We start from the raw sequence: 12,118 nt of genomic DNA on the forward strand, positions 1-12,118 counted from the left end.
ATTCGCACTATCTAATTTTTTTATGGCAAAAACATAACTAATTCCCCCTTAATTCAACATCAAAATTTATTAATTTATTCTTAATTGATCTAATTATACCTTAATTTTTTCTTAGACCAAGCATTTTTTTTTTTTTTTTGCAGAATATTAAATAAAATCGGCATAAGACAAAAAAGCTATAAATTCATAAAACAAAATTTATTTACAGTTTTTTTAGATATATTAATTTATTAGTTTATAATTCTAAGCGTAACATTAATTTTTTTAAAGGAAAATAATAAAGAATGATACCAACCTATAAAACTAAAAAATTTATTGATGAAATTAAATTTTTTAATAAAAAAGTTCTTTTACGTGTTGATTTTAATGTTCCAATTCTTGAAGGGAAAATTACTTCAACAAAAAGAATTACCGCGAGTTTAAAAACCATTGAGAAAATTGTTGCTGATGGTGGTAAACTTATAATTTTATCACACCTTGGTAGGGTTAAAACCCCTGAAGATTTGAAAAAAAAGTCACTACGAATTGTTGCCGAAGAATTAGCTAAAATTTCACAAAAAGAAGTCAAATTTGTTGCTCAAAACCGAGGCAAAGAAGTTGAAGAAGCAATTGATCAACTTGAAAACGGACAAATTTTAGTGCTTGAAAACACAAGATTCCAAGATCTTGAAAACAAAGCTGAATCAAAAAATAATCCAGAACTTGGAAAATACTGAGCTTCATTAGGTGATGTTTTTATAAATGACGCCTTTGGAACACTTCACCGCGCTCATGCATCTAATGTCGGAATTGCAACTCACATCAAAGAGTCAGCAATCGGTTATCTTGTAAAAGAAGAACTTGATGCACTATCAAAAATTGTTTTTGAACCACAAAAACCTTTTTATGCAATTATTGGTGGTGCAAAAATTTCTGACAAAATCGGGATAATTTCAACTCTACTTGAAAAAGCTGACAAAGTTTTAATTGGTGGAGGAATGGGCTATACATTCAAAAAAGCCCTTGGATACAAAATTGGAAAGTCAATTGTTGAAGAAGACAAAATTGAATTAGCCCTAAGTTTGGTTAAAAAGTACAATGATAAATTAATTTTACCGCTTGATGCTGCTTTGTCTGATAAATTTGAAGATGTAGCCCCAGTTTATAACGAAAAAAATCCACTTGAAATTCCAGATGACCTTGAAGGTTTAGATATTGGTCCAATGACTATTAAATTATTTGAATCACATTTAAAAGATGCAAAAACTATTTTGTGAAATGGAACTCTTGGTGTTGCTGAGTTTTCTAATTTTGCCATCGGAACTCGTGAAATTGCAAAAGTAATTTCAAAACTTGAAAATTGCTACAGTGTAATTGGTGGTGGTGATTCAGTTGCTGCGATTGAAGCTGAAAAATTAGGTGATGCTTTTAGTCATGTTTCAACTGGTGGTGGTGCTTCAATTAGTTTTATTGAAAAAGGCGATCTAATCGGCCTAGGCCCAATTCAGGAAAAAGCCTAAGAATTTATAGTATTTTTTTAATTTTCTCACTTAACAAGTCCTGTTTTTTAAAATCAAAAAAGCAGGACTTGTTCATTTTTTATTTTATAAGTAAAGTAGATTAATTTTTATGAAAAGTGTTTTCTTTGACGAAAAAATTGTTGAATCTCTAACTAAAACTGAAAAAATTATCATTAAATTAGCGGAGGAAAATCCACAATTTTTCTATCAGTCCAATCTAAAATCATTAGCAAATAAAACCCAATCTTCAATAACACTCATTTCAAATTTAGCAAAAAAGTTAAGCTTTTCTAGCTTTAAAGAAATGCAGTTTCATGTTTATTATTTATTCCTTAATTCAGCACAAATTTCAAATAAAGTCAAAAATCAGCAAAAAACCGATAAAAACAAGCTAATTATTGAGCAACTCTATAAATATTATCATAATTCATTAGTTCAAACATTAGAACTTGTTGATCTTGAAAAAATCCAAGATTTTGCCCGTAAAATTATCGAAAGCAAAAAAATTTTTATTTATGGAGCTGGTTCTTCTTCAATTGGAGCCAGCGAACTAGCGATTAATTTACAAAAATTAGGGTTAAATTCAGTTAGTTTTCGTGATTTTCATAATTTTTTATTAGTTAGCGTTCAATCTCAAGCGCTAAAAATTTTGTTTTCAAAATCTTGCAAAACAAAAGAAATTAATTTTGTTATTAAAAAGTTTATTGAAAATAACGACAATTTTATTGTTATAACAGCAAAAAAACAAATCGATATTCCCAAAAAAAATTTAATTTTTTACCGGACACTTGAACAAAAGAACCGGTTTATTTCGATCTCATCGAAAATTAACCAACAATTTATTTCTGATGTTATTTTTTTCAGTGTTGCTAATTTAATTTCTGAGCAATACGAAGAAAATTACAAGAAAAACCTTGAAATTCTCAAAGAATGAAACGAGTAATTGAAAAACATTCATAAAAAACTTCAAATTTGTAAAAATTTTTTTATTTTTCTTTTGTTTTTAATTAAATAATGGATTATTTAAGTATATAAAATTAAAAGAAAGGAAGGTTTTTATGAGTATTTTTTCAAAAGATTTTATTTTTTTAGATCAAGATCTTAATTCAAAAGAAGAAGTTTTTGAATTTATTGCTCAAAAAGCAGTCAATCTTGGAATTGGAACTGAAAAAAATAAAATCTTTGACGATCTTTTTGCTCGTGAAAATGAAATCTCTACCGGACTTGAGTCAAATTTTGCAATCCCTCATGCTCAAAGTAGCGCTGTTACAAAGCCAGCGCTGCTGTTTTTAAGTCTAAAATCTGGACTTGATTGGCAAAATTTTGATGACTCTAAGGCAAAATTTATTTTTTGTATTTTGCTGCCAAAGTCTGGTTTTGAACAAAATCAAGTCGAACTTTTGGCAAAAGTTGCACGAATTATTCTTAATCCCGAAATTAAAGAAATAATTTTATCAAAAGATGAAAATGTTATTTTTGATAACATTTCAAAGTTTATTTTTGAAAAAGACCAGGTGGAAAATCACGAGACAAATTCCCAAAAAATTCCCATAAATGCAAAAAAAGTTGTTGGAATCACATCTTGTACCGTTGGAATTGCTCACACTTATTTAGCAGCTGAAAAATTAGAAATGGGACTAAAACAAAATGGCTATGTTCCTAAAATTGAAACTCGAGGGTCAGTTGGCCCTAAAAATGTTTTAACAAAAGAAGATATTGAAGAGGCCGAATTTGTCATAGTTGCCAGTGATCTTGAAATTGACAGCTCAATTTTTGACCAAAAAAAGGTCTATTTTACAAGCACTAAAGCCGCAATTCATGAAACTGAAGATGTAATTCAAAAAGCAAAAAAAGCACCAATTTTACATAATAAACAAAAAAAACAAACACAAAATCAGGAAAATCGAACTAGCATTGTTAAACATATTATCACCGGAATTTCATACATGATTCCTTATGTTGTCTTTGGTGGAATTATGATCGCCCTTTCGCTAGGAATTGGAAAAGCAATTTATGGTAATGCTGAGGCAGCTCCAAAAGGTGATTTTCTCTGATGAATGCTCGAAATTGGGGTAATTGCCTTTAAATTAATGATCGGTGTTTTAGGTGGATACATTGCCTACTCAATTGCCGGACGGGCCGCACTTGCTCCAGGATTTATTGTTGCAACTGTCGGTAATACGAACGATTTATTTTATGGAATTGGTGGGATTTCTGTTCAAACACCGATGGGATTTATTGGCGCAGTAATTTTTGGAATTCTTGTTGGTTACAGTGTTAAATACATTAACTCACTAAAAATCCAAAAATCTTTAAGTGCAATTTTACCAATTTTTGTAATTCCAATTGGAGTCAGTCTATTTTGATCTTTAATCGTAATTTTCTTAATTGGGGCTCCTATTGGTTGAGTGCTTGACAAATTAATCGCTGGATTAAAGCATGTTTTTGAAAACAAAGACGGAATTGGGATTGGTATTGCTTTTCTTTTAGGTCTTTTACTTGGTGGAATGGCCGGATTTGACATGGGTGGCCCAGTAAATAAGGTTGCTTTTTTAACTTCAACCGCTCTTGTTTCAACTCAAGTTTATGAACCAATGGGAATGATGGCAGCAGCAATACCGGTTGCACCAATTGGAATGGGAATTACAACCTTAATTTGACGTAGAAAATTTACAAAAGAAGAAAAATCGCTCGGACTTTCAGCAATAATAATGGGATTTATTGGAATTTCTGAAGGTGCCATTCCTTTTGCAATCGCTGATCCAAAACGAGTAATTAGTGCTAATGTTATTGGTTCAGCAGTTGCTGGTGGACTTGCTGGACTTCTTGCTGTTACAAATCAAGCCGGACACGGGGGACCAATTGTTGCAATTCTTGGTGCTGTTGGTTCAATAAAACACGGAATTGGTCTTGGAATTGCCTTTTTCTTTTTGTCAGTTATTGTCGGAAGTTTTACTACCGCACTAATTTATGGACTTTGAAAGGATCGTAACTTTAATATTTTTGCAAACTTTACACGAAAAAATCACAAAAAAGGAGCTAAGTAATGAAAATTAAGAAAATAGATAATAAAAAACTGTTTTATATTGTGATTTTTTTGGCCTTAGCTGTCCTTATTTTTGGAATTATCCTTATTAGTTTAAATATTACCGAACACCAAGAATTTATTAACGCAACAATTGCCAAAAAAGAAGCGGTACCAAGTCAAGGTTTTGTTTATGGCGTATTTTTACTAGTTATGGGAATTTTAGGACTTATTTTATCAGCATTTATCGGTAATGATGTTTTTAACAAAAAAATTAGGTCAATCTAACTAAATGAAAGATTATTTTGTTTTTGTTGAACCATACCAAAAAAATACTTTATGAGCTGGTCAAAATTTACAAAATCAGCTAAAATCTAGCCAAAAAATTGGCGAACTCTGACTAATTTCAGCGCAAAAACACGGTCTTTCCCGTGTCAGTGGGCAAAATTTAAACGATTTTTTCGCCCAGAACCGCCAATTTTTTAGCTTTTATCCACACAAAACTTACCCAAATCTTCATAAAATTATTGATGCCGGCCAAAAACTGAGTCTCCAAGTTCATCCTGATAATAAATTAGCAAAAAAATTAAATTCTTTTGGCAAAGATGAGGCTTGACTTGTGCTAAACAAAGGCGATGATCCTTTTATAATTGGTGCAAAATCAAATGATTTTGCTGAGAATATTACAGAAATTAATAACCAAAATATCGACAAATACTGTAATTTTTCTGATCTTGAAAAAAATGATTTCGCCTATATTAGCGCCGGACTTATCCATTCTATTCCTCAAGGCGCCCTTGTTTATGAAATTCAGCAAAATTCAGACTTAACTTTTCGAATTTTTGACTTTGATCGACTTGACACTAATGGACAAAAAAGAGAACTTCATTTTGAACTTGCAAAGGTCGCAATAAAACCAAAATTAAGTCCAAAAATTATTCATGACAACAATAAAAATCAACAATCGCTAGTTAAAAATAAATTTTTTAACCTTGAAAAAGTAAAAATTAGCCAAAAATTTTTACTTTTTCCCCAAAATGATGTTTTTTGGTATGAAATTATAATAATTTCTGGTCAAGGAAAAATTAATGATGCTCCTTTTAAGCCATTTGATGCCATATTAATATCAGGTCAAATTGAAAAACCGATTGAATTTCAAGCAGAAAATGCACTAATTTTAATAAACAAAATAATTTAATTTTCCTTGTTTTCCCCGAATTTCCCAGTTTAATGAGATAATCTTAAAAAGTGTCCGATTTTTGGGCACTTTTTTAATTTTTTTGGCAAAAGTTAATTACCCATTTTAAAAACACTGGCAAAAATCAATTTACGGATAAAACAACAAAAATCATAAAAAATACAACTACTATTTAAACTCAATGCAAATAGAAAACTCGTTTTTACTTACATTGAGCCTAAAAAAATATATGAAGTTTTGAAAGAGCCATAATTAAAAGCAATAAATTTGTAGATTTCTAAACGGTCAAATTTATGCCATTCCATCATATTTAAAAATATAATGGAAAATTCACATTTTCTGATTTTTTTAAGACAAAACATAATTAATTCCCCCTTAATTCAATTTCAAAATTTATTAATTATTCTTAAGTGAGTTTTATTATAACATAATTTTATTTTAAACCAAGCATTTTTTTTTTTTTTTGCAAAAGCTTAATTTGAAAATATCAAAAATTAAGATTTTAAGCAAAAATACCCGTAAATCAGGGCATTTTTTCATATTTGTATTCAATAAAAAGTGAATTTTTGCCACCAAACTGCCAAACCTAGGATTTAATTTTCCTTGTTTTTTTCAAAATAAAAACCGCTAAAAGCGGTTTTTATTTTGAAAAACTTTGAAATTTTACTCAATTGCTTGAAAAGTATCTCTACTATTTTCAACATGTTCTGGTTTAAAAACAATTTTTTCTGAACCATCATCTTTTCAGAAAATAAATGTGTAAAATTTACCTTTTTCTAGTTTTTGATCTTGCTCATCTCATCGAAAAACTAAAGGAAATTCAATATTATCACCTTCAATTGCGGTTGTACGAGCGACCTTAACTTTTAAAGGATCAACTAAAGTATTGTCATTTAATGATTTTACCTCACTAGCATAGGCACTTCATGTTCCTGTAACCCCTTTTACCGGCGAGTGATGCAATTGGAAACGGAAAACACCTTCACTATTTAGTCTATTTTCACTTCTTGCAGCTGGAAATAATAAGGTTCGAGTTTTGACATTATCTTTTTTTGGAATATTAAATGGAGTAGAATGAAAGTCGATTGTTTGGTTAGTTTTTCTAGTTGTTGTTGTTTGAGTGTCCATTTTTACGGGTTTATTTTTGTCTTCTTGACTAGATTGGGAACCTTTTTTAGTTTCAGGAGCTGTTTGGGTATTGTGTTGGCATGATAAGACAATAAAAACTGGCAGCACAGAAGCGATTGGAAGAAGCCTTAATTTTGCAATTTTTTTTATATTTTTGAACATTTTTTTCCTTTTTTGGTATGTTTTCTATTTTTTTTCTTTGAAAAACAAAGAATTTAAATAAAGCAATAAGATTTTACAGACGCTTTAATTTAAATTTAAATTACAATATTATACTATTAATTTTTAAATTTTTAATGCTAAAGTGCAAAAAAATTTTATAATTTTGGATTTTAAAAATTTAGATGTATATTTTATTGTAAAATCAAAGGAAAAGTGCAATAATTACTAATAAATTACTAGAAAAAATTGATAAAAATGGTAAAATCAAAACAATAGATAAAAAAACTAGCTGTCTGAATTTTTCACTAAATTAGCCACTTTTTAGCTATTTTTATTCAGAAATAACTAAAAAGTGGAGAAAAAAAGAGTATTTTTATAATAATTCCTTTTAAAATTGAACCAAGGAGTAAAAATGAAAATAATAAATGATTATTTTAAATTTGAAGACTATAAAAACAAGGCAAAAGAAGAATTTCGGCCTAAATTAGACGACATTATCAAGAAAAAGCATTCAAAGACTCTTGAAAAACTTGCTGGAATACAAAGTGTGGCAAAAACACTTAATATTGTCTCGTCAATTTCATTCGTTTTAACTGTGATTGCTATGTTTGTTGCTGTCAATTACGAGCTAGGAATTGGTGGTATCATTTTAGCAGTTATTCCGGGAATAGTTGCAATTGCTTCTACTTTTTATTTAGGAGTCAAAAAAAGGGAAATTAGGAAAATCACCGATGAAGTTTCAAAAGATGTCCTAGATAGTTTTCAGCCAGAAGTTGCTTACAAAGCTGCATATTCAATTTTAGATAAAGGAATGGATTATTTAGGTTTCAATCACCAAGCTAGCAACATTCTAATTTCAAAAAATGAAATTAGCAGATTTACTCCTGTAGAAATCATTGGATCATCAAAGGCTAAAATTAGTGAAGTTAGACCTCTGAAAAAATTATTAATTGATGAAAAATTCCATGTTAGTTTTACAAATGTCCGCTGACAATGAAAAGAATGAAGAAATAAAGAAACTGTGACAAGGGAAAGTTTTACTGGAATTTTAAAGATTGATACTTCAATTTTAGGCGAAAAGGCATTTGATTTTAAACTTTTAAAACCAAGGAGCTGATTTTCTCAAAAAGACAAAATCAAACTTGAAAACGAGGAATTTAACGAGGTTTTTAATCCAGAATCAAATGACAGATTTAAAATCAGAAAAATGTATACGCCGCTTGCAATGGAACTTTCACTAAAAAGATATTTTGACCGTGATGGCGTTAAGGTTACAGATGTTACCATTGAATCTTCAGGAAATGCGATCTATTTTACTTACAAATGTGACTGAAATTTTATGTATGTTGATTTTCCAACACACATAAAAACGGCGGACGACTTTATTAATCACATTTTCAAAGATTTTTTGCTTGACACTTACAGTTTATATTATCTTTTGTGTCTTATTTACGTTACTTTGTATTTGGATTAGTTAAAAATATGATGTTTTTGAAAAAAATATGGTATAATTTATAAATTAATTAATATTTAAAGGAAAAAAATGTCAAATTTATATAACCCTAAAAATGCTGGAAATATCGAAGGATTTGAACCTCGAATTGATAATGACTCCAAAAAACCGACTGTTTCAACAGCGGCTAAAGTTGCATTTTGAACTTTGGGGACTTTGTTTTTATTTATTGGTCCAATTTATTACATTTCGCAAAAAAATAATTTTATGCGTCAACAAAATTTAATCAATGAATCAGCTGGTACAATTGAGGTTCAACTTGAGCAACGTAGTGCAACTTTATTGAAATTAGCTGACCAAGTTCGTTCATATCGTGAATATGAAAAATCAATTTTAAGCGATATTACAAGATTACGAAGTTTAAAATCAAACATAGAAAATGCTCAAGAAATTGAAAATTTAAACAATTCATTATTTGGTAGACTAATTGCAGTAAGTGAAAATTACCCTGAATTGCAAGCATCAAAAATTTATCAAGAATTAATTGAGCAAACTTCCTATTTAGAAAGAGAATTGGCGGCTGCAAGACGACTTTATAATAGCAATGTTAATTCTTTTAACACCGAAATTTTTGTCTTTCCTTCTTCGATTGTTGCATCTTCCATGAATTTAACAACCTATCCAATGTTTAGCACAAGCAACCAAAATCGTCAAGATGTATCATTCAAAGATTTTTAATTTTTTATTAAAAATCAACCACTGCAAAAAAGCATCCTAAAAACAGACATAATTTCTCAATTAATTTACAATTCAAACAATATAAAATTTAAAAAAACACACTTTTAGACAAATAATATCCTTTTAAATCTAAGAAATATTTGCTTAAATTAATTCTTCAGATTTTTTGAGATTATTTGTCTTATTTTTTATATTAATTTTAATTAGATTAGTTCACTAATTTTGGTTAGCCAAACTAATAATAAACTAGATTTTAAAAGTCTAAAAAACTTTGACTTTATAGGCGAAAAACAAAAAACCTTGTAATTTATAGCATTTTTTAGCTGTTTTTATTTAAAAATAACTAAAAAACCGGACTAAAAAAGAGTATTTTTATGATAATTCCTTTTAAAATCGCCCAAGGAGTAAAAATGAAAATAATAAGTGATTATTTTAAATTTGAAGACTATAAAAACAAGGCAAAAGAGGAATTTCTTCCCAAATTAGATGAAATTGTCAAGAAAAAAATTCAAGCTCACTTCAAAAAATTGCTGTATTACAAAAAGATACAAAAAAACTTATCATTATTTTTTTAATTTCATTATTTTTAACTTTTATTATTGTTCTTAGTATTTCCTTGGCCGAAGTTGCATATATTACCTTAATTTTTGCAATTATTCCGGGAATAATTGCTTTTTTCTCTGCTTTTTACTTTTGAATGAAAAAGAAGGAAATTTGGTCAATCACAAATGAAATTTCAAAAGACGTCATAGTTAATTTTAAACCAGAAGATGCTTATAAAACAGCCTTTTCAATTTTAGACAAAGGAATGGATTATTTAGGTTTTTATGACCAACTAAACAACAATTTTCTAATTTCAGGAAATGAAGTTAGAAATTTTACTCCTGCAGGAACTATTGGCTCAGCAGATGCTTGAATTAGCGAAGTTAGACCTGTCAAACAATTATTAATTGATAAAAAATTCCATGTTGCCTTTACAAATGTCCACTGAGAATGAGAAGAAAAAATAGAAGACGAAGATGGAAAAGTTAAAACTGTGATAAGGCATAGTTATACTGGATTTTTAAAAATTGATACTTCAATTTTGGGCGAAAAGGTATTTGATTTTAAACTTTTAAAAGCAGGCGGCTGGCCTTTTCAAAGAGATAAAGTCAAACTTGAAAACCAATTATTTAACAAAGTTTTTAGACCAGTATCAAATGATAAATTGAAAATCAGAAAAATGTATACACCGCTTGCAATGGAACTTTCGCTAAAAAGATATTTTGACCGTAATGGTGTTAAAGTTTCCGATATTTCCATTCAATCTTTTCAAAATGCTATCTATTTTACTTACAGCTGCAACTGAAATTTTATGTATTTTAATTTTCCTAGGTCAATAAAAAGCCCTGATCATTTTATTAATCGAATTTTCAACGATTTTTTGACTGACACTTACAGTTTGTATTATCTTTTGTCTCTTATTTACGCTACTTTGTATTTAGATTAGTTAAAAACATAATATTTTCAAAAAAACCCTGTAATTTATAGCACTTTTTAGCTATTTTTATTGAAAAATAACTAAAAAGTAGAAAAAAAGAGTATTTTTATAATAATTCCTTTTAAAATTGAATCAAGGAGTAAAAATGAAAATAATAAATGATTATTTTAAATTTGAAGACTATAAAAGCAAGGCAAAAGAGGAATTTCGGCCTAAATTAGACGAAATTATCAAGAAAAAACATTTAAAGACTCTTGAAAAACTTGCTGGAATACAAAGAGTGGCAAAAAAACTTGAAATTGTCTCGTTAATTTCATACATTTTTATTTCGGCTGGTATTTATGTTGCTATCAAATACGAGCTAGGGATTGGTGGCATCATTTTTGCAGTTATTTCCGGAATAATTGCAATTGCTTCTACTTTTTACTTAGGAATCAAAAAAAGGGAAATTAGGAAAATCACCAATGAAGTTTCAAAAGATGTCATAGATAGTTTTAAGCCAGAAGTTGCTTACAAAGCTGCCTTTTCAATTTTAGATAAAGGAATGGATTATTTAGGTTTTAATGACCAACCTAGCAACAACATTCAAATTTCAAAAAATGAAATTAGCAATCTTACTCCTGTTCAAATCATTGGCTCATCAAAGGCTTGAATTAGTGAAGTTAGACCTCTGAAAGAATTATTAATTGATGAAAAATTCCGTGTTAGTTTTACAAATGTACGCTGACAATGAGAAGAAAGAAGAAAAAAAGAAACTGTGACAAAGAAAAGTTTTACTGGAATTTTAAAAATTGATACTTCAATTTTAGGTGAAAAGGCATTTGATTTTAAGCTTTTAAAACCAAATGGCTGACTTTCTCAAAAAGAGAAAATCCAACTTGAAAACGAAGAATTTAACAAGGTTTTTAATCCACAATCTAGTGACAGATTGAAAATCCGAAAAATGTATACACCGCTTGCAATGGAACTTTCACTAAAAAGATATTCTGACCGTAATGGCGTTAAAGTTTTGGATGTTACCATTGAATCTTCAGGAAACGCGATCTATTTTACTTACAAATGCGACTGAAATTTTATGTATCTTGATTTTCCAACATCAATAAAAACCTCTGATGACTTTATTAATCACATTTTCAACGATTTTTTACTTGACACATACAGTTTGTATTATCTTTTGTGTCTTATTTATGTTACTTTGTATTTGGATTAGTTAAAAACATAATATTCTCAAAAAACCTTGTAATTTATAGCATTTTTCAATTTTCTTAATCGATTTTTAATTTAAAATATCATTAAAAAATCGATTAAAAAGGTTAAAGCAGACAAATTTTTTTCCGTTTTTCTAGTCAGATTTATATTTTGCAAAATTTTGAAAAAAAATAACAAAAATCATAAAAAATACAACTACTATTTAAACTCAATGCAAATAGAAAAC

Annotated in this window: 11 protein-coding genes; 10 read left to right on the forward strand and 1 reads right to left on the reverse strand. The window is 28.7% G+C overall.

Translation table 4 applies throughout. From position 1 onward, the window contains the following. The first annotated feature begins 284 nt into the window (after nt 1-284). The 5 genes from R7X45_RS03610 to R7X45_RS03630 all read left to right on the forward strand — a co-directional run bounded on the left by R7X45_RS03610 (nt 285) and on the right by R7X45_RS03630 (nt 5,722). Nucleotides 285-1,499 carry a phosphoglycerate kinase gene (locus R7X45_RS03610; protein ID WP_318055937.1) on the forward strand — a complete coding sequence of 405 codons (1,215 nt, stop codon included), beginning with the start codon at nt 285-287 and terminating at the stop codon, nt 1,497-1,499. A 109-nt stretch (nt 1,500-1,608) separates the two neighbouring features. After that, nucleotides 1,609-2,442 carry a MurR/RpiR family transcriptional regulator gene (locus R7X45_RS03615; RefSeq protein ID WP_318055938.1) on the forward strand — a complete coding sequence of 278 codons (834 nt, stop codon included), beginning with the start codon at nt 1,609-1,611 and terminating at the stop codon, nt 2,440-2,442. A 115-nt stretch (nt 2,443-2,557) separates the two neighbouring features. Further along, entirely contained in the window at nt 2,558-4,546 is a 1,989-nt protein-coding gene (locus tag R7X45_RS03620; RefSeq protein WP_318055939.1) for a fructose-specific PTS transporter subunit EIIC, read from the forward strand. After that, complete coding sequence (locus R7X45_RS03625; RefSeq protein WP_318055940.1) at nt 4,546-4,812, forward strand: hypothetical protein; 267 nt, start codon at nt 4,546-4,548, stop codon at nt 4,810-4,812. Before R7X45_RS03620 ends, R7X45_RS03625 begins: the two co-directional genes overlap by 1 nt. Before the next feature lie 4 nt (nt 4,813-4,816). Beyond that, the gene (locus tag R7X45_RS03630) at nt 4,817-5,722 is read left to right on the forward strand and encodes a type I phosphomannose isomerase catalytic subunit (protein ID WP_318055941.1); all 906 of its coding nucleotides are present in this window, start codon (nt 4,817-4,819) and stop codon (nt 5,720-5,722) included. Nucleotides 5,723-6,385: 663 nt separating this feature from the next. Here R7X45_RS03630 and R7X45_RS03635 read toward each other — a convergent pair. Continuing rightward, entirely contained in the window at nt 6,386-7,012 is a 627-nt protein-coding gene (locus R7X45_RS03635; RefSeq protein ID WP_318055942.1) for a hypothetical protein, read from the reverse strand. A 412-nt stretch (nt 7,013-7,424) separates the two neighbouring features. Here R7X45_RS03635 and R7X45_RS03640 point away from each other — a divergent pair, with 412 nt between their 5' ends. From R7X45_RS03640 to R7X45_RS03660, 5 genes are all read left to right on the forward strand, one after another. Continuing rightward, entirely contained in the window at nt 7,425-8,486 is a 1,062-nt protein-coding gene (locus tag R7X45_RS03640; protein WP_318055943.1) for a hypothetical protein, read from the forward strand. A 69-nt stretch (nt 8,487-8,555) separates the two neighbouring features. Further along, nucleotides 8,556-9,203, forward strand: coding sequence for a LemA family protein (locus R7X45_RS03645; RefSeq protein ID WP_044283922.1), 648 nt, complete (start codon nt 8,556-8,558; stop codon nt 9,201-9,203). 410 nt (nt 9,204-9,613) lie between these two features. Next, entirely contained in the window at nt 9,614-9,778 is a 165-nt protein-coding gene (locus R7X45_RS03650; protein WP_318055944.1) for a hypothetical protein, read from the forward strand. Nucleotides 9,779-9,819: 41 nt separating this feature from the next. After that, a complete protein-coding gene (locus R7X45_RS03655; RefSeq protein WP_318055945.1) occupies nt 9,820-10,692 on the forward strand; it encodes a hypothetical protein in 873 nt (290 codons plus the stop codon). Between the two features lie 136 nt (nt 10,693-10,828). Next, nucleotides 10,829-11,893: a hypothetical protein gene (locus R7X45_RS03660; RefSeq protein WP_318055946.1), complete on the forward strand. Its 1,065-nt coding sequence runs from the start codon at nt 10,829-10,831 to the stop codon at nt 11,891-11,893. The last annotated feature ends 225 nt before the right edge of the window (nt 11,894-12,118 follow it).

The organism is Mesomycoplasma ovipneumoniae (genome assembly GCF_033343935.1).
GTDB lineage: Bacteria > Bacillota_I > Bacilli_A > Mycoplasmatales > Metamycoplasmataceae > Mesomycoplasma > Mesomycoplasma ovipneumoniae_G.